This is a genomic window from Streptomyces sp. NPDC025273, assembly GCF_040638585.1.
Classification (GTDB): domain Bacteria; phylum Actinomycetota; class Actinomycetes; order Streptomycetales; family Streptomycetaceae; genus Streptomyces; species Streptomyces cinereorectus.
Genome location: NZ_JBEZYP010000010.1, coordinates 147,859 through 169,487, shown reverse-complemented (window position 1 = coordinate 169,487; position 21,629 = coordinate 147,859). Strand labels below are relative to the sequence as shown.

The window sequence follows — 21,629 nt, the reverse complement described above, 5'->3', positions numbered from 1 at the left end:
GCGTTACGATCTCGGCGAAACCAGCGCCGGAAGAGGCGCTTCGGTCAGGTTTGAAGGAGCCTTCCCTTGCGCCGGATCACCAGGATTGCCACCGTGGGCATTATGTCCGCGGCGCTCGCGCTCAGCGTCACCGCGTGTGGCGACTCGTCCTCCTCGTCGAGCAGCAGCTCCGACTCCAAGGACAACAAGGCCGCCATCGCGTACGACATCGGCGGTCGCGGCGACCAGTCGTTCAACGACGCCGCGTACGCGGGTCTGGCCCGCGCCGAGAAGGACCTCGGCGTCAAGGGCACCGAGGCCGAGCCCTCCGAGGGCGAGTCGGACGCGGACAAGGTCCAGCGCCTCACCTCGCTGGCCCGTGCCGGCAACAACCCGGTGATCGGCGTCGGGTTCGCCTACGCGCCCGCCATCAAGAAGGTCGCGCCGAAGTTCCCGAAGATCACCTTCGGCATCATCGACGACGCCTCGGTGACCGGCGACAACATCGCCAACATCGTCTTCAACGAGGAGCAGGGCTCCTACCTCGCGGGTGTCGCCGCCGCCAAGGTCACCAAGACCAAGACGGTCGGCTTCATCGGTGGCGTCGAGACCCCGCTGATCAAGAAGTTCGAGGCGGGCTACGCGCAGGGCGTCAAGGACACCGACCCGTCGGTCAAGGTGATCCCGCAGTACCTCACCCAGCCGCCGAACTTCGACGGCTTCTCCAAGCCCGACCTCGGCAAGGCCGCGGCCCAGGGCCAGCTCGACAAGGGCGCCGACGTGGTCTACTCGGCGGCCGGTCTGGCCGGTTCCGGTGCGATCGAGGCCGTCTCCAAGGCCGGTAAGTGGAACATCGGAGTCGACTCCGACCAGTACGCCCAGGAAGGCCTCGCCGCCTACAAGGAGTCCATCCTGACCTCGGTCACGAAGGACGTCGAGGACTCCGTCTTCAACCTGATCAAGTCCGTCCAGGACGGCAAGCCCGAGAACGGCGAGGTCCGCTACGGCCTCGACAAGGACGGCGTCGGCCTGGCCATGTCCAACCCGGCGTTCACCAAGATGACCGAGGTCATCGCCGCCGTGGACAAGGCCAAGCAGGAGATCATCGACGGCAAGATCACCGTCAAGACCGCCCCGTAACGACCCCGGTCGTACGGCTGGATCCCGTGGGCCCGGAGCGCGCAGCGTCGCTGCTCCGGGCCCACGGGGTGCTCCTCGAAGAAGTTCCGCCCGTTGCGGTGCCCCCTCGGACAGGCCCCGAACTCCGGCGTTCTGGCCGTGCTGTGCGCATGCGCTTGACGATTCGGCAACGCTACGCGTGTAGACAGCCCTCAGGCGCGATAACTTCACCCCGCCCCTTTGCCCCTCCGCTCCCGCTCCTGTCCGGCCAAGGAGAGTGCGTCATCAACGCGTCCAGCAGCCCCCCCGCCGTAGAACTGCACGGCATCACCAAGCGTTTCCCCGGCGTTGTCGCCAACCACGACATCGGCATCACCGTCCGCAAGGGCACGGTCCACGCCCTCGTCGGCGAGAACGGTGCCGGCAAGTCCACCCTGATGAAGATCCTCTACGGCATGCAGAAGCCGGACGAGGGGACCATCGCCGTGGACGGCGAGCAGGTCTCGTTCAACAACCCGGGCGACGCCATCGCGCGCGGTATCGGCATGGTGCACCAGCACTTCATGCTCGCCGACAACTTCACCGTCCTGGAGAACGTCGTCCTCGGCGGCGAGAAGTTGTACGGCATCGGCTCCGCCGCACGTAAGAAGATCAAGGAGATCTCCGACGCGTACGGCCTGGGGGTCCGGCCCGACGCGCTCGTCGAGGACCTCGGGGTCGCCGACCGCCAGCGCGTGGAGATCCTCAAGGTCCTCTACCGCGGCGCCCGCATCCTCATCCTCGACGAGCCGACCGCGGTGCTCGTCCCGCAGGAGGTCGACGCGCTCTTCGCGAACCTCCGCGAGCTCAAGGCCGAGGGCCTCACCGTCATCTTCATCTCGCACAAGCTCGGCGAGGTCCTCTCCGTCGCCGACGAGATCACGGTGATCCGGCGCGGCACGACGGTGGGCACCGCCGATCCCGCGCACACCACCACCAAGCAGCTCGCCGAGCTGATGGTGGGCAGCGAACTGCCGTCCCCCGAGACCCGCGAGTCCACGGTGACGGATGTGCCGATGCTTCGCGTCGAGGGGCTGTCCCTCTCCGTGACGGACCCGGACGGAGCCGTCCGTGACGTCCTGTCCGATGTCGGCTTCACCATCCACAAGGGTGAGGTCCTCGGCATCGCGGGCGTCGAGGGCAACGGCCAGACCGAGCTGATCGACGCGCTCATCGGGATGAGGGCGGCCGACGGCGGGGTGATCACCCTGGGCGACGAGGACATCTCCCGCGCGCCCACGCGCAAGCGGCGCGAGGACGGCATCGGCTACATCCCCGAGGACCGGCACCGGCACGGAGTCCTGCTGGACGCACCGCTCTGGGAGAACCGCATCCTCGGCCACGTCACCGAGAAGCCCAACAGCCGGGGCTTCCTGCTGGACCCCAAGGCGGCCCGCACCGACACCGAGCGCATCGTGCGTGAGTACGACGTCCGCACCCCGGGCATCGAGGTCACGGCCGGCTCCCTCTCCGGCGGCAACCAGCAGAAGCTGATCGTCGGCCGTGAGATGAGCCACGGCCCCAAGCTCCTGATCGCCGCCCACCCCACCCGTGGCGTGGACGTCGGCGCGCAGGCGCAGATCTGGGACCAGATCCGCGAGGCCCGCCGCGGAGGCCTCGCCGTCCTGCTCATCTCGGCGGACCTGGACGAGCTCATCGGGCTCTCCGACACCCTGCGCGTCATGTACCGCGGGCAGCTCGTCGCGGACGCCGACCCCGCCACCATCACCCCCGAGGAACTGGGCTCGGCCATGACCGGTGCCGCCGCCGGTCACCTCGAAGCAGCACCGGAGGACGAGGCCCGATGAAGAAATTCGACAAGGACCGGCTGATCCTGGGCTTCGCCGGGCCGGTACTCGCCCTGGTCGTGGCCTTCGCGCTCAGCACCCTGGTGCTGCTCGTGTCGAACCGCGACCCGTTCGAGCTGTACCGGCTGCTGTTCGAACAGGCGTCGTACTCCGACGTGCAGGTGCTGATCATCAACCAGGCCGGCACGTACTACCTCGCCGCTCTCGCGGTCGCGGTCGGCTTCCGGATGAACCTCTTCAACATCGGCGTCGACGGCCAGTACCGCCTCGCGGCGATGATGGCCGCCCTGGTCGGCGCGAGCGTCGACCTCCCCGGACCGCTCCAGATCGCCCTGATCGTCATCGTGGCGATGCTGGTGGGCGCGTTCTGGGCGGGCATCGCGGGCATCCTCAAGACGACCCGGGGAGTGAGCGAGGTCGTCGCGACGATCATGCTCAACTCCATCGCCACCTCGCTGATCGCCTGGCTGATCCTGCCGAAGAACTTCGGTGACCAGGCGGCAGGTTCCAACAACCTGACCACCGGCGAGATCCCGGAGTCCGGCTGGTTCCCGGGCCTGTCCCTGGGCGCCGAGTCCGGAGAGATCTACGGCTTCACCTTCGTCGCCGCCGGCTGCGGCCTCGTCTACTGGTTCGTCCTGAACCGCACCCGGTTCGGTTTCGACCTGCGGGCCACGGGCGCCAGTGAGAGCGCCGCCCAGGCGTCCGGCGTCGATGCCAAGAAGATGATCCTGACCTCCATGCTGATCTCCGGCGCGGTCGCTGGTCTGGCCGGCATGCCGACGCTGCTGGGCGACACCCACACCTACAGCCTCGACTTCCCGGTCGGCATCGGCTTCACCGGCATCACCATCGCGCTGCTCGGCCGCAACCACCCCGTGGGCATCGCCCTCAGCGCCCTGCTGATCGCGTTCCTGGACAAGGCGTCGTCCCCGCTCGACCAGTTCGGGTTCGAGAAGGAGATCGCCACGATCATGCAGGGCCTGATCGTGATCTCCGTCGTCATCAGCTACGAACTGGTCCGGCGTTACGGGACCCGACGTCAGCAGCAGAAGGTCGGCGAAGAGCTCGCCGCCGGCCACGCCCTCACGACCGAGAAGGAGGCGGCCCTGTGAGCACCAGCAAAGTCTCCGCCGCACGCGTCGCACACAAGAAGGGCGGCCGCCGCAAGCTCTCCCTGCCCGTCGTCCTCCTGATCATCGCCGGCGCGCTCGCCCTCGTCTCGCTGGTCCGCCTGATCAGCGGTGCGGACGACGTGACCTCCGTGGGCCAGGTCGCGGGCGCACTGGAACTGGCCGTTCCCATCGGCCTCGCCGGTCTCGGCGGCCTGTGGGCCGAGCGGGCGGGCGTCGTCAACATCGGCCTCGAAGGCATGATGATCCTCGGCACCTGGTTCGGCGCCTGGGCCGGCTTCCAGTGGGGCCCGTGGATGGGCGTGCTGTTCGGCATCGTCGGCGGTGCGCTCGGCGGTCTGCTGCACGCGGTCATCACCGTCACCTTCGGCGTGAACCACATCGTCTCCGGTGTGGCGATCAACATCCTCGCCGTCGGAGTCACCCGCTACCTCTCGAACTTCACCTTCGCCGAGGAGCCCGGCGGTTCCTCCAAGCAGTCACCCCGGCTGGAGGAGATCGACAAGATCACCGTTCCGGGTCTGTCGGACTGGATGCAGGACCTCCAGCAACAGCACTGGTTCTTCGTCTCCGACCTCGCCGGAATCATCGGCGGGCTCGTCACCGGTCTGTCCCTGCTGACCGTCGTCGCCCTGCTTCTGATCCCCGTCACCTGGTGGGTGCTGTGGCGCACGGCCTTCGGCCTGCGGCTCCGCTCCTGCGGAGAGAGCCCCGTGGCCGCCGAGACCCTCGGCGTGAACGTCTACAAGTACAAGTACATCGCCGTCACCATCTCCGGCGGTCTGGCCGGACTCGGCGGCGCCTTCCTCGCCATCGTGGCCACCAGCATCTACCAGGAGGGCCAGACCGGCGGCCGCGGCTACATCGGTCTCGCCGCGATGATCTTCGGTAACTGGATGCCGGGCGGAATGGCCCTGGGCGCCGGGCTCTTCGGCTTCACCGACAGCCTCAAGCTGCGCGGCGGTGCCGAGAACGTGCACGCGATGCTGCTGCTCCTGGCGATCCTGCTGGTGATCGCCGCGGTCTGGCAGCTGTACCGGAAGAAGTACGTGGCCGCGGCGGTCTCGGCCGCCTGCTCCGCGCTGCTGTTCACCTGGTACGCGCTGACGGACCAGGTCCCCAGCCAGTTCGTCGACGCCGCCCCGTACGTCACCACGCTGCTGGTGCTCGCCCTGTCGGCGCAGCGGCTGAGGATGCCGAAGGCCGACGGTCTGCCGTACCGCAAGGGCGAGGGCAAGTGACACCCTCGTCCGCGGACGCCGCGCCGGTCGACTGGGAGGCGCTGCGCACGGCCGCCCGGGACGCCATGTCCCGGGCGTACGCCCCGTACTCGGGCTACCCGGTCGGCGTCGCGGCCCTCGTCGACGACGGGCGCACGATCGTCGGCTGCAACGTCGAGAACGCGTCGTACGGCATCGGCCTGTGCGCCGAGTGCGGCCTGGTCTCCCAGCTGGCCGCCACGGGCGGCGGCCGGCTGACCCACTTCACCTGCGTGGACGGCACGGGCGCGGTGCTCGTGCCGTGCGGGCGCTGCCGGCAGCTGCTGTACGAGTTCGGAGGACCGGAGCTCGTCCTGGAGACGCCGGACGGACTCCGGACGCTCGACGAGATGCTGCCGCAGGCCTTCGGACCGCAGAACCTGGGGTAGTGCGGGCGGGGGCCGCCGGAAACGTCCGGCGGCCCCCTCGCCCCCGATCGCGGGGCCTACCCGCTCCGGGCCGCCCGGCTCGGCGATCCACCCATCTCTATGCGCGTAGAGTCATTCGGGACTCCCGCGTACGTAACCGGCCGGAAGGACTCCCTCCCATGGACGCCATCTCCGTCATCCGCACCAAGCGGGACCGGGGCGAGCTCAGCCCCGAGCAGATCGACTGGGTCATCGACGCGTACACCCGCGGCGAGGTCGCCGACGAGCAGATGTCCGCACTGGCCATGGCGATCCTGCTGAACGGCATGAACCGTACCGAGATCGCCCGCTGGACCGCCGCGATGATCGCCTCCGGCGAGCGGATGAACTTCGACGCGCTGTCCCGCCCCACCACCGACAAGCACTCCACCGGCGGCGTGGGCGACAAGATCACCCTGCCGCTCGCCCCGCTGGTCGCCGCCTGCGGTGCGGCCGTGCCGCAGCTCAGCGGCCGGGGGCTCGGGCACACCGGCGGCACGCTCGACAAGCTGGAGTCCATTCCCGGCTGGCGCGCCCACCTCTCCAACACCGAGATGATGAACGTCCTGGACACCACCGGCGCGGTGATCTGCGCCGCGGGCGACGGCCTGGCCCCCGCCGACAAGAAGCTGTACGCGCTCCGCGATGTCACCGGCACCGTCGAGGCCATCCCGCTCATCGCCAGCTCGATCATGTCCAAGAAGATCGCCGAGGGCACCGGCGCGCTCGTCCTGGACGTCAAGGTCGGCTCCGGCGCGTTCATGAAGACCATCGAGGACGCCCGCGAGCTGGCCTCCACCATGGTCGCGCTCGGCACGGACAGCGGTGTGCGGACGGTCGCGCTGCTCACCGACATGTCCACCCCGCTCGGCCTGACCGCGGGCAACGCCCTGGAGGTGCGCGAGTCCGTCGAGGTCCTCGCCGGCGGCGGCCCCCAGGACGTCGTCGACCTGACCCTCGCGCTGGCCCGCGAGATGCTCGACGCGGCCGGGCTCAAGGACGCCGATCCGGAGAAGGCCCTGGCCGACGGCTCCGCCATGGACGTCTGGCGGCGCATGATCTCCGCCCAGGGCGGCGACCCGGACGCCGAACTCCCCGTCGCCCGCGAGCAGCACGTGATCACGGCCCCGTCCTCCGGTGTGCTGACCCGCCTGGACGCGTACGACGTCGGCGTCGCCGCCTGGCGCCTCGGCGCGGGCCGGGCCCGCAAGGAGGACCCGGTGCAGGCGGGCGCGGGCGTCGAGCTGCACGCCAGGCCCGGCGACCCGGTGACCGAGGGGCAGCCGCTGCTGACCCTGCACACGGACACCCCGGAGAAGTTCGCGTACGCGCTGAAGGCCCTGCCCGGTGCGTACGACATCGCCCCGGCCGGCACGCCGTTCACCGCCACGCCGGTCGTGCGGGAACGTATCGCCTGACCTGCGCTTTACCCCTTCGGGTGAACGGGACCGGTGGACCACCGCCGGTCCCGTTCGGCATGCTGGACTCGGTGACGTACCGATAAGAGGAGACCGCCATGAGCGCACTCACCGTCGATCCCGTGCCGGGCCACGGCCAGGGGTGGGACGACCTCGTCCGTATCTGGGAAGAGACGGACGCGCCCGAGGGCTGCAAGGTGGAGATCATCGAGGGGATCGTCACCGTGTCGCCACCGCCGTCCAAGGACCACAACACCACCGCGGAGCTGCTCCAGCGCAGGCTGTACTCCGTGATCCCGGAGGACTGGGGGATCTACCAGACCCTCGGTGTCTCCGTGCCCGGACGGGCCGGGCTGTACATCCCCGATCTCGTCGTCCTGCCGCGGGCGGTGGCGTCCGGACCCGGCAACCGCGTACCGGCGGAAGAGGTCCGGCTCGTCGTCGAGATCACCTCGCCGGCCAACGCCAACCATGACCGGATCGGCAAGGCGCACGGATACGCCAAGGCCGGGATCGAGCTGTTCCTGCTCCTCGACCCGTGGCACACCGGCCGTCCGACCGCCACCCTGTATGGGGAGCCGAGCGACGGCACCTACCGGGTCCTGGAAGCCGTCGAGTACGGCGAGACGCTGACGCTGCCGAAGCCGTTCGCACTGGACCTGGACACGGGGATGTTCCCGGTGAGCTGACACGCGTCGCGCGGCGGAGCGATGAGTTTCGGGCTGCGCGCCGGTCTGTGTGGTGTGGATGCCTTGACCCCGAACGCCCTCGTCCTCACCGGCCGCGTCACCCGCGCCGAGGTGCCGGAGCTCTGCGCCCGGCTGGAGGCCCTGCTCGACAGCCGCCCGGACGCGGGTGCGTCCGCCGCGGCCACCGTCGTGGACTGCGACGTGGGCGGTGTCATACGCCCGGATCTGGCCCTGGTCGAGGCGGTGGCCCGGCTGGGGCTCGTCGCACGCCGGGCCGGGGACGCCGAGCTCCGGCTGCGCAACGTCCCGGCCGAACTCTCGGCCCTGCTCGACCTCGTGGGACTGACGGACGTGGTGGGCCACATCCGGGTCGACCCCGACCCGGGGTGACCCGGCTCAGCGGGCCACGGCGTATCCCGGGCTGACGGCGCTCAGCGGCGGATCACGGCGTAATCGCACAGGCGCTGCACCGCTCTCGTCTCCATGTTCTCCGTCTTGAGCAGCGGGGCGGCGCTCGCCACGGGTGACGGTGCCACCCGCGCCGTCGCGCACGAGCCCTCCGGCTGGGGCCCGGGGGCGGCGTCGCCCGGGGCGCTGCCGGGCGCCGGCGCCGGGCGCGGGCCGGCCGTGGCGGACGGCTCGCCCAGCCACAGCGTCGCCGCCCAGCCGCCCGCCACGAGCAGCGCCCAGCCGGTCACCACCCGTCTGCCGAGCCTCACGGAGCGACGTCCTCCAGACGGTCCGGGAACCCGAACAGAGGGAACCAGCGCGCGGTGTCCAGGAAGCAGTGCATCCCGGTGACCGCACCGTCCGAGATGTCGATGACCTGCACCGCCCACGGCACGAAGCCCGGGCCGTCCGGATCCGGCTTGTACTGGGCGAAGGCCGGGGTGCCGTTGGCCACCGTCGCCAGCAGCCGGGAACCCGCGCAGGCCGCGCCGATGCTGAGCATGAAGCCCGTGATGTCCTCGTGTCCCCGCAGCCAGAGGTCGAACGGCGGCATGGTCATCACGGCGTCCTCATGGAGCAGCGCGGTCAGCGCCGCCATGTCGTAGCCCTCGAAGGCCGCCACGTACCGGTCGAGGAGCTTGCGCTGCTCCTCGTCCAGCGGGTTCGCGGTGTCGGGCGCCGAGCTGTCCGTGTCCGCCAGCGTCGCCCTCGCCCGCTGCAGCGCGCTGTTGACCGAGGCGACCGAGGTGCCGAGCAGTTCGGCGACCTCGCTCGCCCTCCACGCCAGGACCTCGCGCAGGATCAGCACCGCACGCTGCTTGGGCGGCAGATGCTGCAGGGCCGCGACGAACGCCAGGCGCACGGACTCGCGGGCGATCGCGGCCTCCGCCGGGTCGGTCACCGACGGCAGGACGCGGCCGTCCGGCATCGGCTCCAGCCAGGTGTTCTCCGGGCGGGGGATGAGCGCGGCCTGTGCCAGCGGACTCGGGCCGGTGAGGTCCACCGGCCTGGCCCGCTTGTTGCCCGCGTTCAGCATGTCCAGACAGACGTTCGTCGCGATGCGGTAGAGCCAGGAGCGGAGCGAGGAACGGCCTTCGAACTTGTCGATGCTGCGCCAGGCGCGCACCAGCGTGTCCTGGACCGCGTCCTCCGCCTCGAAGGCCGAGCCGAGCATCCGGTAGCAGTAACCGGTCAGCTCGACCCGGTGCTCCTCCAGACGACCGCCGATGTCGGTCGTCGCCAGATCACTCATCCCGCACTCCACCCCTGTTGTGTCGTGACACCGCTCACCCGGCACTGCGGAAGCTACCCCAGGCCACTGACAACGGGGGTGGGACGCGCGAAACCCCTGATCAGGTGCCGGGCTTGCGTCCGTAAACGAAGACGTCGTCGCCGTTCTTCAGCAGGTTCCAGTATGACTTCGCGTCCGACGGGCGCATGTTGACGCACCCCGCCGACCCGGGGTTGTTGTACATGGACTTGGTGACCGAGTGGAAGGCCTGACCCCCGTCGAAGAACTGCGCGTACGGCATCCGTACGTCGTAGAGCGTCGACCAGTGGTCGATGTTGCGCCAGTAGATCTTCGTCGAACCGGTCCGCGTCTCCGCGCCGTTGCGTCCCGTCCGCACCGGCACCGGCCCGAACCTCAGCTTGCTGCCGTCCTGGATCCAGCTCAGCTGCCGGGTCAGGTCCACGCAGGCGATGCGTCCCCTGTCGGTGGGGCACTTCTTCGCCGCGTTGGGGGTCTTCCCGGCCGCCTTCTGAGCGGTGATCGTCTTCATCGTGCGCCAGGTGACCGGCCCCGCGTACCCGATGGCGGGCGTGATGCCCTTCGCCACCTGGAACGAGCGGATCGCCTGGCAGTCCGCCGTCGACTGACGGCCGTCGGCGGTCCGCTTCAGGTACGTCTCGACCTGCTTCTGGTACGGGCCCGTCCCGGCCGTGCAGGACGCCGCCCGGGCGGCCGTCCCGGTGCCCAGCACCAGGGCAGGTGCGGCCAGCAGGCCGACGACGGACAGCGCGGTACCGCGCCGCATCCGTATGCCGTGTGTCTTCCCCATGATTCTCATGTACGTCCGCTCCCCTTCGCGTTCCCGTGCGGTGCCGTGACTCCGCTTGTTGGACGCGCGCCGGCCAGCCGCGGTTGTGCGCCGGCAGGTCTCAGTTGTGCACGGCCGCGGTGCGAAGGACCTGACGGCGCTCGGTCCGCGCGGCCCGGGTCCCGAAGAGCGTGATCGACACGACGCCCAGGACCGCGAGGAGGCCGAGCGCGACGGTGCCGGCCCACCCTCCGGTGTGGAAGGCCACCGCGCCGAGCGTGCCGCCCACACTGGAGCCCAGGTAGTACGCGGACTGGTACAGCGCCGACGCCTGGGCGCGGCCCGTGGTCGCCGTACGGCTCACGGAGGACGAGGCGACCGCGTGCCCGGCGAAGAAGCCGGCCGTGATCAGGACCAGGCCGAGCAGGACGACGGCCAGCCGGCCGGACAGGGAGAGCAGCAGACCCGCGGCCGTCGTGGAGACGGCCAGGTAGAGCGCGCCCCGGCGTCCCAGCCGGGCGACCAGCCGGCCGGCCGCGGCGGAGGAGACCGTACCGACGAGGTAGACCAGGAAGATCGAACCGACGACGCCCTGCGGGAGGTTGAAGGGCGCCTCGACGAGCCGGTATCCGATCACGGTGTAGACCGCGCCGAACACCGTCATGAACAGGGCGCCGATGGCGTACAGCCGGCGCAGCAGCGGGTCGGAGAGGTGGGTGGCGATGGTCTTCGCCAGGGCCTTGGGGTTCAGCGAACCGGGGGTGAAGTTCCGGGCCCTGGGGATCATGAAGTGGAAGACGACCGCGCACGCCAGGGCCAGCAGTCCGACGGCGCCCAGAGCCATGCGCCAGCCCCACAGCTGGGCGACCCAGCCGGTGAGGATCCGGCCGCTCATGCCGCCGACGCTGTTGCCCGCCACGAACAGACCGATCGCCGCCACCAGAGCCTTGGGCCGCACCTCCTCGGCCAGGTACGCCATCGCGGAGGCGGGCAGTCCGGCGAGTGCCGCGCCCTGGACCGCGCGCAGCGCGATCAGCCAGCCGAGCGACGGGGCGAAGGGGACGAGCAGCCCGATCAGCACCGCGACCGTCAGCGACGCGGTCATCATCTGACGCCGCCCGAAGCGCTCCGAGAGGGCGCTGAGCGGCAGCACGCACAGCGCCAGCGCACCGGTCGCCGCGGAGACCGTCCAGCTCGCCTGGCCCGCCGTGGCGCCGAAGGACGCGGACACGGCGGGCAGCAGGGCCTGGGTGGAGTACAGGAGCGCGAAGGTCGCGACCCCCGCGGCGAAGAGCGAGAAGCTCATCCGCCGGTAGCCGGGACGGCCCGGCTCCAGACGGGCCGGGGAGGCCGGGGTGAGGGCGGCGGTGGACGACGGAGCGGAGGCGCCCAGCGCGATGGCGGACGCCCCGGTACTGGCAGGAGGCATACGACGAACGTAGGCCGCCCGGTTTCATGCGTCCAATGCATGAAACGGTGATAATCGTTCCCATGGTGCATCAACACAGCTCACAGCCTCGGCTGTCACCGAGCAGTTACGAAGAAGACATCCGCGCCGTGCTCGCCCCCCGCCTCGCGTACTTCGAGGCGGTGGCCCGGCACGAGCACGTCACCCGTGCCGCGCACGAGCTCGGCGTCCCCCAGTCGACGCTGTCGCGTGCCATGGTCAGACTCGAACAGGACCTGGGTGTCGCCCTGTTCGCCCGCCGCGGCCGGACCGTCTCCCTCACCCCCGCGGGCCGCACCTTCCTCGGCTCGGCCGAACGGGCGCTGGCCGAGGTCGAGAAGGCCGCCGACTCGGTCCGGGCCGACGCCGACCCGACCGCGGGCAAGGTCGCCTTCGGCTTCCTCCACACGATGGGCTCCGAGACGGTGCCCGCGCTCATCCGCGCCTTCCGGGCCGACCACCCCCGGGTCCGCTTCCAGCTCGTCCAGAACTACGGGGAGGCGATGATCGAGCGCCTCCGGGCGGGCGGCCTCGACCTCTGCCTCACCTCGCCCGTCCCGGACGCCCCGGACCTCGTCACCCGGCGCCTCGACGAGCAGCGGCTGCGCCTGGTCGTTCCCGACGACCACCGGCTGGCCGGCCGCAGACGCGTCCGGCTCGCCGAGGCCGCCGACGAAACGTTCGTCACCCTCGAACCCGGCTACGGGCTCCGGCGCATCACCGACGACCTCTGTGCGCAGGCCGGCTTCACCCCGCGGGTGGCGTTCGAGGGCGAGGAGGCCGAAACCCTGCGCGGACTGGTCGCGGCGGGGCTCGGGGTGGCCCTGCTGCCACCGCCCGCGGTCGCCCGGCCCGGTGTGGTCGAGCTGACGGTCACGGCGCCGCGCGCCGCCCGCGAGATCGGGGTGGCGTGGCTGGACGGCCACCCCGACACCCCGCCGGTGGCCGCCTTCAAACGCTTCCTGCTGTCGCGCCGGGGGAACCTGCTGCCCGACTGAGGCGCGGCACGGCGCCGGCCGCCGTACCGGCGCTCAGTGGTGCCGGAGGGACTTCCCGAAGCCCGCGGCCAGTGGCATCCGCAGACCCAGCGGCGGCGGTGCGGCGAACGCGTCGGCGACCGGCCGGGCGTACGAACGGGAGAACAGCGACCCCCGTATGAAGTCCGCGGCGAGCGCCACCACTTCGGCCCGGTGCTGACGCAGCGCGTGCCCGTCCGAGTGGACCTCGAAGCGGCAGGTGTCCCGGTTGGTCTTCTTGGCCCGCTCGGCCAGCCGGTAGGAGAGCTCCGGATCCGTCCGCTCGTCGTTCGTGCCGTGCACGATCAGCACCCGGCGCCCCGCCAGGTGCTTCACCGGCTCGGGCTCCGGCGCACCTGTCTCCGGCAGCCAGGGGGCCATCGCCAGCACGGAGGTGACGGCCTCGTGGCCGCCGGCCCGCAGGGCCGCCCGGCCCCCCATCCCGTGCCCGACGAGACAGACCGGGACGTCGCCGTAGCGTCGTACGACCTCGTCGGCTGCCCACCGGGTGTCGGTCACCGGATCCGCGCCCGCGTTCCAGCCGCGGCGGCGGTAGTGCACCACGTGCACCGCGAGACCGTCCTCCTGGCCGGCCCGCGCCAGCATCCGGGCGAACGGGAGCTGTACCGCGTACGACAAGGTGGAGGGACGGCGCCGCGAGTCGCTCTCGCCGTCCGGGAGCAGCAGGGCCACGCCGCTGACCTCAGGTGGTGCTCCGGCCGTGTGAACGGCCCGTCCCAGCCTCGCAGCAGGCAGGGGAAGTGCGCGCTGTGCCATGACAGAACAGTGTCAGAAGGGCAGGTGTACGCCACCCGACTTCGCGGTCACTGTTACGCATCGGCGACCAGCGCTCTACGCGCGTAGGCGCTAGAGTGCCCCAATGACGAGCCAGATCCTGAATGTCCCCGGTCCCGATCAGATCCGCCGCGCGCCCAAGGTGCTCCTCCACGACCATCTCGACGGTGGCCTGCGCCCCGGCACCATCGTCGAACTGGCCCGGGAGCAGGGCTACGACGCGCTGCCCGAGACCGAGCCCGACAAGCTCGGCATCTGGTTCCGCGAGGCGGCGGACTCCGGCTCGCTGGAGCGCTACCTGGAGACGTTCGCCCACACCTGCGCCGTCATGCAGACCCGCGACGCCCTGGTCCGGGTGGCCGCGGAGTGCGCCGAGGACCTCGCCGAGGACGGCGTCGTCTACGCAGAGGTGCGGTACGCGCCCGAGCAGCACCTCACCGAGGGCCTCACCCTCGAAGAGGTCGTCGAGGCGGTCAACGAGGGCTTCCGGGAGGGCGAGTGCCGGGCCCGTGCGAACGGCCACCGCATCCGTGTCGGCGCCCTCCTGACCGCCATGCGGCACGCCGCCCGCGCCCTGGAGATCGCCGAACTCGCCAACCGCTACCGGGACCTGGGCGTCGTCGGCTTCGACATCGCGGGCGCCGAGGCCGGCTACCCGCCCACCCGGCACCTCGACGCGTTCGAGTACCTCAAGCGCGAGAACAACCACTTCACCATCCATGCGGGCGAGGCCTTCGGGCTGCCGTCGATCTGGCAGGCCCTGCAGTGGTGCGGCGCCGACCGGCTCGGCCACGGCGTCCGCATCATCGACGACATCGAGATCGCGGACGACGGCAGCGTGACGCTCGGCCGCCTCGCCTCCTACGTGCGGGACAAGCGCATCCCGCTGGAGCTCTGCCCGACCTCCAACCTCCAGACGGGCGCCGCGGCCTCGTACGCGGAGCACCCCATCGGCCTGCTGCGGAAGCTGCATTTCCGCGCCACCGTGAATACGGACAACCGGCTGATGAGCGGGACGAGCATGAGCCAGGAATTCGAGCGGCTGACCGAGACATTCGGATACACGCTCGACGACATGCAGTGGTTCACCGTCAATGCGATGAAATCAGCGTTCATTCCTTTCGATGAACGTCTGGCGATGATCAATGAAGTCGTCAAGCCTGGATACGCGGAGCTGAAATCCGAGTGGCTCTTCCGTCAGACGGCTGCGACCAGCGGTTCTTCTCCCGCGGCGGGCTGAACACACCGAAAGGGAAACGGCCGGGGCCGCCGGATCCCGGCAGTTTTCCGTGTCCCGGAATGTTTGCGGGAGGGGCATGGGGCTGACTACCTTGCAGAGCCGCTCACATCCCCTTCCCCAAGGATGAATGTCACATGAAGCAGTCTGCTGTCAGGACCCTCGGTGTCGCCGCTATCGGTGCCGCTTTCGCCGCCGCGGGCGCGGGCAGCGCCTCCGCCGTCGCACTGCCCGTCGACGCCGCGGCGGCCGCGCTGCCCGCAGGTGTCGCGCTCGACTCCGTGACCGACGCGCTGCCCGCCGTGCAGAAGGCCGCGGGCGGCCTCCTCGACCAGCGGGGCGGCGGCAGCGAGCTGTCCGCCCCGGGCACCAACCTGCTCGGCGGGCTGCCCGCGGGCGGACTGTCCGGCGGCCTGCCGATCGGCGGCTGACCACCTCGTACGCACCGATGGGGCGCGCACCCGGCCCGGGTGCGCGCCCCATCGTGTTCTCCTCGTGCTCCCCCCGTGGCCCCGACGGTCACCAGGCCGTCGCGGACGAGGCCTTCTCCGACGGCAGCAGCAGCCACAGCGCCAGATAGAGCAGGAACTGGGGGCCGGGAAGCAGACACGAGACCACGAAGATGACACGCATCGTCTTCGCGGAGGTGCCGAAGCGCCGTGCCAGCGCTGCGCACACTCCACCGATCATGCGTCCGTCACGGGGGCGGGCAAGTGCGGCCATGGTGGGCTCCTTCGCGAACCGTTGCGGGGAGCTGCTCCGTCGCGCTCCCGGTACCTCCATAGTGGCTCCGCGAGGGGTGCAAAGCATCGCTCTACGGGGCGATACCGACCCTGGAAATCGTCGGGGTCGCCCCCTGAGGGGCGTCGTTCCTGAAGGACCGGAGCTCGCTCCCGAGCCGCGACAGGTCACCGGCCCCCGCCCGGTTGCCCCGGCGCAGCCGCGCCCGGCTCACCGGGACGACCAGCAGATGGGCGAGCGCGAGACCGGTGGTGTTCAACAGCACCGAGTCGACGTCGACGACCTGCCCGGGCACTCCGGTCTGCCCCAGCTCGATGGTCGTCGAGATCAACGCCCCGGCGGCGACCGTGCGGGCCAGCGAGGCCCACGGGGAGACCAGCAGCCGTCCCCCGGCCATCGGCAGCAGTACGCCCAGCGGGGCCAGCAGCAGCAGCCCTTCGCCGATCCGGCGCGCCGCCTCGACCGGGCCGAGCGCCAGGTCCGTCCTGATTCCGGCGAACGGCCGCAGGTTCGCGGCCGTCACCCAGGGCACGTCCAGCGGGCGCAGAGTCAGCCAGCCGACGAACAGCAGATGCGCGAGGAGGAGGATGACCCCCGCCGCGCGGAAGCGGATGACGGCCCGGCCGTCCGAACTGTGACGCACGTACACCAGGACGCCACGACCGGCAGGATCGGTTCCGCCCTGTTCCGTGCAGGGTCTGTGACGAGCGGCACGGACCGCGGGTACGGGCGTGAAGGATCCCCGGACCCGCGGGACCCGAGGGCTCAGGACAGCTTGATCGCGCCCAGCGTCGGCACGATGCCCGGTCGGCTCTTCGTCTGTGAGGTGCACAGGTAACCCCGCGGGGCGTGGTCCCCCGGCCCGCCGAGGACCACCGAGCCCTCGGAGCCCAGCGACTCGCTCTCCGCGTACGAGCACACCACCTGCGCGAGTGACTCCGCGGGCAGGTCCTCGGGCTGCAGGCTGAGACGCAGCGTGCCCTTCGGGTCACCCTCGTGGGCCTCACCCACCCGCAGCCCCGAGGGCACGTCGGTGGAGAATCCCGCGCGCCGCTCGTCGGCGGACGGAATCCGCTGCAGCTCGCTCAGCAGGGCCCGTGCGACCAGGACCGGGTCGGACCGGGACTCGTCGACCTCGACGGTGCGCTCCACCGTCACCAGCTGCGAGGCGCAGACCAGGTAGATCCGGACCGCGATGCTCTCCTGCGGCGGCGCGCTCGCCAGCCCCGACGACGTACGGCACGGCACCCGGGAGGGTGCGGCCCCGGCGTCGACCGGCACCGTGGTGCTCCTGATCCCGCAGCCGGCGGCCAGCGCCGCGCAGGCCACCGCGGCGGCCAGCACGGCCACGCCCCGGGCGGGGCGTCTCCCCGGAGCCGCGGGGCCTCCGGTCCGACGGCCCCGGCGCGGTGCGCCGTCCACGCGCTCGCTGCGCCTCACTTCGCGTCGCCCTCCTCGTGCCGGTCCGGGGCGTCGTCCCCCGGGGCGTCGGTCAGCCGCTCCGCGTCGCGCGGAAGCCGCAGGACGAACACCGCCCCGTCGCCGTCCGGCGAATTGAAGGCGGTGATGACGCCGCCGTGGATGTGCGCGTTCTCCATGGCGATCGACAGACCCAGACCGCTGCCCTCGGAACGCGGCCGGGAGGCACTCGCCTTGTAGAAGCGGTCGAACACATGGGGCAGGACGTCCTCCGGGATGCCCGGACCGTGGTCGCGCACCTCGATGACCAGCTCGTCGTCATCGGTCCGCACCGCCACCCGCACCGGCGACCCGCCGTGCTTCAGCGCGTTGCCGATGAGATTCGCCAGGATCACGTCGAGCCGGCGCGGATCGAGCCGCACCATCATGCCCCGCTCCGCGTCGAGGTCGACCGCGTCCAGCCAGGCCCGGGCGTCGATGCAGGCGGTCACCTGGTCGGCGACGTCCACCGTGTCCAGCACGAGCCGGGCCGTGCCCGCGTCGAAGCGGGTGACCTCCATGAGGTTCTCGACCAGGTCGTTCAGCCGCCGGGTCTCGCTCACCACCAGATGCACGGCGGGCGCGATCATGGGGTCGAGGCTGTCCGCCTCGTCCTCCAGCACCTCGGCGACCGCGGTGATCGCGGTGAGCGGGGTCCGCAGCTCGTGCGACATGTCGGCGACGAACCTGCGGCTCGCCTCCTCCCGCGCGCTCATGTCCGCGACCTTCCTCTCCAGTGAGCTCGCCGTCCTGTTGAACGTGCGTGAGAGGTCGGCCAGTTCGTCGGTGCCGGAGACCACGAGACGGGTGTCGAGCTTGCCCTCTCCGAGCTTGCGGGCCGCGTCGCCGAGCCGCTGGACGGGCCGCAGCACGGTCGTCGAGGCAGCCTGCGCGAGGAGCGCCGAGCCGACGAGGGCCAGCGCCGTGGCGATGCCCAGGGACCAGGCCAGCGAATTGAGGTCCTGGCGCTCCTGGTCGAGCGATTTCAGCATGTACCCCGCCGGACCACCACCGATGATCTTCGTGCCGGCCACCAGGTACGGGGTGCCGCCGATGCTCGTACGCTGCCAGAACAGGTGGTACTCAAAGGTGTTGGCGGAGGTCAGCGGCTGCCTCTTGTTCACCTGCCGCTGCAGCGAGACCGGCACGTCGACCTTGGTGAAGGAGTCGATGTCGGAGGACCCGACGATCGGTTTGCCGTCGTGCGTGCCGATCAGCAGGACGTGGTAGCCGGGGCCGCTGGTCGCCATCTGCTCGGCCGTGTCCTGGAGATCGCTCCCCGTGGGCCGCAACGGCAGCGCCGCCGCCCGGTTCTGCATCTGGCGGCGGAAGTCGCCGAGCGCCGTGTCCTGCGTACGCGTCAGGACGGCCTCACGGTTGAGCCAGTACGCGATGCCCGACGCGGACACCGCCGCGGTCAGTGCCACCAGTGCGAACACGACGAGCAGCCGCAGCCGCAGGCTGGTCCAGCGAAGACCCGCGAGTACGGGACGCTTCGCACAATCGCTCACTGAGGCGAGTCCAGCCGGTAGCCCACACCGCGCACGGTACGGATCAGGGTCGGCGAGGACGGCACGTCCTCCACCTTCGCGCGCAACCGCTGCACACAGGCGTCCACGAGCCGCGAGTCACCGAGATAGTCGTGCTCCCACACCAGCCGCAGCAACTGCTGCCGGGACAGGGCCTGACCGGGCCTCCGGCTCAGTTCCAGGAGCAGACGCAGCTCGGTCGGCGTGAGCTGCAGGTCCTCACCGTTCTTGGTGACGGTCATCGCCGAACGGTCGATGACGACACTCCCGAAGGTCGCCGAGTCGGTGGACTCACGCTCACCGCGGCGCAGCACCGCACGGATACGGGCGTCGAGCACCCGGCCCTGCACGGGTTTCACCACGTAGTCGTCCGCGCCGGACTCCAGTCCCACCACGACGTCGATGTCGTCGCTGCGCGCGGTCAGCAGAATGATCGGCAGCTGGTCGGTGCGACGGATGCGCCGGCAGACCTCGAATCCGTCGATCCCGGGCAGCATCACGTCCAGCACGACCAGGTCGGGCCGCTGCTCCCTCAGCAGCTCCAGGCCGTCCTCTCCCGTCGCCGCGGTGGCCACACGGTGGCCCTGGCGTGACAGCGAGAGTTCGAGGGCCGTGCGGATGGCGTCGTCGTCCTCGATCAGCAACAGGAAAGGCACAGGGGCCATTCTGGCCCATGGGGGCGCCTCGTACGACTGTGCCCCCTACTTGGTCCCCGCTGCCCGGCACTTCCGCGCGCTCGGCATGCACCCGACATGCCCTGTGACAGGCCTGTGACAGTCGGGGGACAGGGCCATGAAACTGCCCCGGCAAGCTCATTGGCACAAGGAACGAACGGACTCCACCGATGGGGGGCGCGAGATGAACACACTGCACAGCACCACCTCAAGCGCGGTTGCCACGCGTCTCCACGACGTCGGCCGGAGCACGGAGAAGTCCGGCGCCCTGAATGGGCGGGGGTGCATTCGTGGCGCCGGGCGTCAGCACTCGTCGTACCTGACGATGGTTGACGCGCCCACGGGGGGCCACGGGGGAAACGGGGCCAACGGGGAAAGCGCGTACGGGGAGGTCACGAGGGAGCGGAAGTCCCAGGCGCGGACCGAGGACGCCGAAGCGGCGTTCACGGCCTACGTCCAGGAGCGCCGCGCCTCCCTGTACGCGACCGCCTACCACCTGACCGGCGACCGGTTCGAGGCCGAGGACCTGCTGCAGAGCGCCCTCTTCTCGACGTACCGGGCATGGGACCGGATCAGTGACAAGGCGGCGGTCGGCGGATACCTCCGCCGCACCATGACCAACCTGCACATCAGCGCCTGGCGCAGGCGCAAGCTGAACGAGTACCCGACCGAGGAACTGCCGGAGACGGTGGGTGACACGGACGCGATGCGCGGCACGGAGCTGCGGGCGGTGCTCTGGCAGGCGCTCGCGCGGCTGCCCGAACTCCAGCGCACGATGCTGGTCCTGCGCTACTACGAGGGCCGCACGGACCCGGAGATCGCGTCCATCCTCGACATCAGTGTCGGCACGGTGAAGTCGAGCATCTGGCGGTCGCTCCGCCGGCTGCGCGAGGACGAGGTCCTCAGCTTCGGCCGTGACGAGGAGGAGTCCTTCGGCGAGCTGGTGGCCTGAGGCGTACGGGGGAACGGCCGCCGCTTCGGGGGAGGCGGCGGTACGGGGGCAGTGCGTGGCGGGGTCGGACGGGCCGGGGGCCTGTCCGGCCCCGCCGGTGCGTTCCGGGACCGGCGCGGCCGTACCGGCCGCGGCGAGGGAGGGCCGGCGCACAGGTGCCGGCGCCCCCACGGGGGGCCGGCGGGCCGTCAGGCCATGGGGGCGGCCGGGGCCGCGGGTGTCCGGCGGCAGCGGCCCGCCGCCGCGGCGGCCAGGCGGCCCAGGGCCTCCGGCTTCCCGCAGGGGTGAGCGCCCAGCGCCGTCTGCCGGGCCACGATGCGCCGTTCGGCCCGCATCAGGCGCCAGCCCCGCCGGAGCAGGAAGGGCACCGATTTGCGGCCCTCGCGCAGATCCCGCACCAGCCTCCGGCGGAACGTGGTCGACGGGCGCCCGCGCAGGCAGAGCGCGTCCGCGAGCAGGCCCAGTTCCTGGCAGCGCGCCACGATGTCCGCCGCGAAGATGCCCTCGGCGACGAACAGGGGCGTGCGGCCGATGTCGAGCGCCTCACGGCCGGCCCGGGAGCTCGTGGCGATGTCGTACACGGGAACGTCCGTCCGCCCCGTCCGGCACAGTTCCGCGATGGCGGCGACCGCCGCCTCCGCGTCCCAGGACTGCGCCGAGTCCCAGTCGATGTCCGTACTGCCGGTGACCACAGGCAGCGTCGGGTCGTTTCCCTCCTTGTAGAAGTCGTCCAGACGCAGCACCGGCAGACCGGTGCGGGCCGCGAGGGACGACTTGCCGGAGCCGGAGGGACCGGCGAGCAGCACGACTCGAGTGGGGATCGGTTGGGAATTCACAGAACAGAAGTGTGAGGCATTGACCCGCGCAGGGGATCCCCGGGAGGCCTTGTTGGTATCGAGCATCACACCTCAACTACTCTGCGCGCACGACTGATTACTCGATCGGCCCGATCAGGTGGGAAAACATGGCACGTCATGCACTGTCCAAACCCCGGCGTCGCGCGCTGCTGCGCGCCGGTCTGACCCTCACCGCGCTGGGCGCGGCCCTCGGCGCGGGAGGCGCGGCGGCCCAGGCCGCGCCGCTGCCCGTACCCCCGGCCACCGGCGAGGACAGCACCCTCGGAGCGGTCGGCGACGCGGCGGCGCCCGCGCTGACGAGTGCGCTCGGCTACGGGCTCGCCGGCGCCGTGTCGCCCGTTACCGACCTGCAGCTCGACCCGCTGGCCGGGACGGGCGTGGACCCGCTGGACAACGCGGTGGGCGCCCAGGTGGCCGACTTCAAGCCGGTGACCACGGCCCTCGTCACCGACCCGCTGACCAGTGGTGGCGCGCTCGGTGATCTGCCCGTGGTGGGCCAGGTGACCGGCCTGATCACCGGCTGACGCCCCGCACACGGCCGCAGGGCCGCCCTCCGTCGGGAAGGCGGCCCTGCGGGGCAGGC

General features: G+C 71.1%; 24 protein-coding genes. 13 read left to right on the top strand and 11 right to left on the bottom strand.

What is annotated here, in order from left to right; all coding sequences use genetic code 11:
• The first annotated feature begins 66 nt into the window (after positions 1-66).
• From AB0F38_RS18750 to AB0F38_RS18715, 8 genes are all read left to right on the top strand, one after another.
• On the top strand, positions 67-1,119 hold the full coding sequence (locus AB0F38_RS18750; protein ID WP_361894072.1) for a BMP family ABC transporter substrate-binding protein: 1,053 nt from the start codon (positions 67-69) through the stop codon (positions 1,117-1,119).
• Between the two features lie 239 nt (positions 1,120-1,358).
• Positions 1,359-2,945, top strand: a complete 1,587-nt coding sequence (locus AB0F38_RS18745) for an ABC transporter ATP-binding protein (protein WP_361894379.1) — start codon at positions 1,359-1,361, stop codon at positions 2,943-2,945.
• The gene (locus AB0F38_RS18740) at positions 2,942-4,060 is read left to right on the top strand and encodes an ABC transporter permease (protein ID WP_361894070.1); all 1,119 of its coding nucleotides are present in this window, start codon (positions 2,942-2,944) and stop codon (positions 4,058-4,060) included. The genes AB0F38_RS18745 and AB0F38_RS18740 overlap by 4 nt, the downstream gene beginning before the upstream one ends.
• On the top strand, positions 4,057-5,319 hold the full coding sequence (locus AB0F38_RS18735) for an ABC transporter permease (protein WP_361894067.1): 1,263 nt from the start codon (positions 4,057-4,059) through the stop codon (positions 5,317-5,319). The genes AB0F38_RS18740 and AB0F38_RS18735 overlap by 4 nt, the downstream gene beginning before the upstream one ends.
• Positions 5,316-5,726, top strand: a complete 411-nt coding sequence (locus AB0F38_RS18730; protein WP_361894064.1) for a cytidine deaminase — start codon at positions 5,316-5,318, stop codon at positions 5,724-5,726. Before AB0F38_RS18735 ends, AB0F38_RS18730 begins: the two co-directional genes overlap by 4 nt.
• 158 nt (positions 5,727-5,884) lie before the next feature.
• Positions 5,885-7,162: a thymidine phosphorylase gene (locus AB0F38_RS18725; RefSeq protein ID WP_361894061.1), complete on the top strand. Its 1,278-nt coding sequence runs from the start codon at positions 5,885-5,887 to the stop codon at positions 7,160-7,162.
• Positions 7,163-7,260: 98 nt separating this feature from the next.
• On the top strand, positions 7,261-7,851 hold the full coding sequence (locus AB0F38_RS18720) for a Uma2 family endonuclease (RefSeq protein ID WP_361894059.1): 591 nt from the start codon (positions 7,261-7,263) through the stop codon (positions 7,849-7,851).
• A gap of 21 nt (positions 7,852-7,872) precedes the next feature.
• Positions 7,873-8,241 (top strand): STAS domain-containing protein, encoded by a 369-nt coding sequence (locus tag AB0F38_RS18715; protein ID WP_361894057.1) that lies wholly within the window; start codon positions 7,873-7,875, stop codon positions 8,239-8,241.
• Between the two features lie 41 nt (positions 8,242-8,282).
• Here AB0F38_RS18715 and AB0F38_RS18710 read toward each other — a convergent pair whose 3' ends face one another.
• From AB0F38_RS18710 to AB0F38_RS18695, 4 genes are all read right to left on the bottom strand, one after another.
• Positions 8,283-8,570 (bottom strand): hypothetical protein, encoded by a 288-nt coding sequence (locus tag AB0F38_RS18710; protein ID WP_361894054.1) that lies wholly within the window; start codon positions 8,568-8,570, stop codon positions 8,283-8,285.
• Positions 8,567-9,553, bottom strand: coding sequence for a sigma-70 family RNA polymerase sigma factor (locus AB0F38_RS18705; RefSeq protein ID WP_361894051.1), 987 nt, complete (start codon positions 9,551-9,553; stop codon positions 8,567-8,569). Before AB0F38_RS18705 ends, AB0F38_RS18710 begins: the two co-directional genes overlap by 4 nt.
• Before the next feature lie 100 nt (positions 9,554-9,653).
• Complete coding sequence (locus tag AB0F38_RS18700; protein ID WP_361894048.1) at positions 9,654-10,370, bottom strand: L,D-transpeptidase family protein; 717 nt, start codon at positions 10,368-10,370, stop codon at positions 9,654-9,656.
• Positions 10,371-10,461: 91 nt separating this feature from the next.
• Positions 10,462-11,769 (bottom strand): MFS transporter, encoded by a 1,308-nt coding sequence (locus tag AB0F38_RS18695; RefSeq protein WP_361894045.1) that lies wholly within the window; start codon positions 11,767-11,769, stop codon positions 10,462-10,464.
• 62 nt (positions 11,770-11,831) lie between these two features.
• On the opposite strand from AB0F38_RS18695, the gene AB0F38_RS18690 reads away from it, so the two are divergent.
• Entirely contained in the window at positions 11,832-12,785 is a 954-nt protein-coding gene (locus AB0F38_RS18690; protein ID WP_361894042.1) for a LysR family transcriptional regulator, read from the top strand.
• 33 nt (positions 12,786-12,818) lie between these two features.
• Here the strand turns inward: AB0F38_RS18690 and AB0F38_RS18685 are convergent, their stop codons facing one another.
• A complete protein-coding gene (locus tag AB0F38_RS18685) occupies positions 12,819-13,580 on the bottom strand; it encodes an alpha/beta hydrolase (RefSeq protein ID WP_361894039.1) in 762 nt (253 codons plus the stop codon).
• A 103-nt stretch (positions 13,581-13,683) separates the two neighbouring features.
• Between AB0F38_RS18685 and AB0F38_RS18680 the strand changes: the two genes are divergently transcribed.
• Positions 13,684-14,838, top strand: a complete 1,155-nt coding sequence (locus AB0F38_RS18680) for an adenosine deaminase (protein ID WP_361894036.1) — start codon at positions 13,684-13,686, stop codon at positions 14,836-14,838.
• A gap of 134 nt (positions 14,839-14,972) precedes the next feature.
• A complete protein-coding gene (locus AB0F38_RS18675) occupies positions 14,973-15,266 on the top strand; it encodes a hypothetical protein (RefSeq protein ID WP_361894033.1) in 294 nt (97 codons plus the stop codon).
• Positions 15,267-15,354: 88 nt separating this feature from the next.
• Here the strand turns inward: AB0F38_RS18675 and AB0F38_RS18670 are convergent, their stop codons facing one another.
• The 5 genes from AB0F38_RS18670 to afsQ1 form a co-directional block, all read right to left on the bottom strand.
• A complete protein-coding gene (locus tag AB0F38_RS18670) occupies positions 15,355-15,558 on the bottom strand; it encodes a PspC domain-containing protein (protein ID WP_361894031.1) in 204 nt (67 codons plus the stop codon).
• 91 nt (positions 15,559-15,649) lie between these two features.
• Positions 15,650-16,225: a VanZ family protein gene (locus tag AB0F38_RS18665; protein ID WP_361894028.1), complete on the bottom strand. Its 576-nt coding sequence runs from the start codon at positions 16,223-16,225 to the stop codon at positions 15,650-15,652.
• Between the two features lie 116 nt (positions 16,226-16,341).
• A complete protein-coding gene (locus tag AB0F38_RS18660) occupies positions 16,342-16,926 on the bottom strand; it encodes a hypothetical protein (RefSeq protein ID WP_361894376.1) in 585 nt (194 codons plus the stop codon).
• A gap of 86 nt (positions 16,927-17,012) precedes the next feature.
• Positions 17,013-18,545 (bottom strand): HAMP domain-containing sensor histidine kinase, encoded by a 1,533-nt coding sequence (locus tag AB0F38_RS18655; RefSeq protein ID WP_361894025.1) that lies wholly within the window; start codon positions 18,543-18,545, stop codon positions 17,013-17,015.
• A complete protein-coding gene (afsQ1, locus tag AB0F38_RS18650; RefSeq protein WP_015578482.1) occupies positions 18,542-19,219 on the bottom strand; it encodes a two-component system response regulator AfsQ1 in 678 nt (225 codons plus the stop codon). Before afsQ1 ends, AB0F38_RS18655 begins: the two co-directional genes overlap by 4 nt.
• A gap of 202 nt (positions 19,220-19,421) precedes the next feature.
• On the opposite strand from afsQ1, the gene AB0F38_RS18645 reads away from it, so the two are divergent.
• Positions 19,422-20,189: a SigE family RNA polymerase sigma factor gene (locus tag AB0F38_RS18645; protein ID WP_361894022.1), complete on the top strand. Its 768-nt coding sequence runs from the start codon at positions 19,422-19,424 to the stop codon at positions 20,187-20,189.
• Between the two features lie 188 nt (positions 20,190-20,377).
• Here the strand turns inward: AB0F38_RS18645 and AB0F38_RS18640 are convergent, their stop codons facing one another.
• Positions 20,378-21,091, bottom strand: coding sequence for a uridine kinase (locus tag AB0F38_RS18640; protein ID WP_361894019.1), 714 nt, complete (start codon positions 21,089-21,091; stop codon positions 20,378-20,380).
• A gap of 62 nt (positions 21,092-21,153) precedes the next feature.
• Between AB0F38_RS18640 and AB0F38_RS18635 the strand changes: the two genes are divergently transcribed.
• Positions 21,154-21,570 carry a hypothetical protein gene (locus tag AB0F38_RS18635; RefSeq protein ID WP_361894016.1) on the top strand — a complete coding sequence of 139 codons (417 nt, stop codon included), beginning with the start codon at positions 21,154-21,156 and terminating at the stop codon, positions 21,568-21,570.
• Positions 21,571-21,629 lie beyond the last annotated feature (59 nt).

What these genes read in the sequence shown, in the direction of transcription:
- AB0F38_RS18725 (WP_361894061.1), top strand. Translation starts at nt 5,885, where the DNA reads ATGGACGCCATCTCCGTCATCCGCACCAAGCGGGACCGGGGCGAGCTC.
- AB0F38_RS18645 (WP_361894022.1), top strand. Translation starts at nt 19,422, where the DNA reads ATGAACACACTGCACAGCACCACCTCAAGCGCGGTTGCCACGCGTCTC.
- AB0F38_RS18690 (WP_361894042.1), top strand. Translation starts at nt 11,832, where the DNA reads ATGGTGCATCAACACAGCTCACAGCCTCGGCTGTCACCGAGCAGTTAC.
- AB0F38_RS18720 (WP_361894059.1), top strand. Translation starts at nt 7,261, where the DNA reads ATGAGCGCACTCACCGTCGATCCCGTGCCGGGCCACGGCCAGGGGTGG.
- AB0F38_RS18705 (WP_361894051.1), bottom strand. Translation starts at nt 9,553, where the DNA reads ATGAGTGATCTGGCGACGACCGACATCGGCGGTCGTCTGGAGGAGCAC.
- AB0F38_RS18680 (WP_361894036.1), top strand. Translation starts at nt 13,684, where the DNA reads ATGACGAGCCAGATCCTGAATGTCCCCGGTCCCGATCAGATCCGCCGC.
- AB0F38_RS18640 (WP_361894019.1), bottom strand. Translation starts at nt 21,091, where the DNA reads ATGCTCGATACCAACAAGGCCTCCCGGGGATCCCCTGCGCGGGTCAAT.
- AB0F38_RS18715 (WP_361894057.1), top strand. Translation starts at nt 7,873, where the DNA reads ATGAGTTTCGGGCTGCGCGCCGGTCTGTGTGGTGTGGATGCCTTGACC.
- AB0F38_RS18695 (WP_361894045.1), bottom strand. Translation starts at nt 11,769, where the DNA reads ATGCCTCCTGCCAGTACCGGGGCGTCCGCCATCGCGCTGGGCGCCTCC.
- AB0F38_RS18635 (WP_361894016.1), top strand. Translation starts at nt 21,154, where the DNA reads ATGGCACGTCATGCACTGTCCAAACCCCGGCGTCGCGCGCTGCTGCGC.
- AB0F38_RS18685 (WP_361894039.1), bottom strand. Translation starts at nt 13,580, where the DNA reads ATGGCACAGCGCGCACTTCCCCTGCCTGCTGCGAGGCTGGGACGGGCC.
- AB0F38_RS18700 (WP_361894048.1), bottom strand. Translation starts at nt 10,370, where the DNA reads ATGAGAATCATGGGGAAGACACACGGCATACGGATGCGGCGCGGTACC.
- AB0F38_RS18670 (WP_361894031.1), bottom strand. Translation starts at nt 15,558, where the DNA reads ATGGCCGCACTTGCCCGCCCCCGTGACGGACGCATGATCGGTGGAGTG.
- AB0F38_RS18675 (WP_361894033.1), top strand. Translation starts at nt 14,973, where the DNA reads ATGAAGCAGTCTGCTGTCAGGACCCTCGGTGTCGCCGCTATCGGTGCC.
- AB0F38_RS18740 (WP_361894070.1), top strand. Translation starts at nt 2,942, where the DNA reads ATGAAGAAATTCGACAAGGACCGGCTGATCCTGGGCTTCGCCGGGCCG.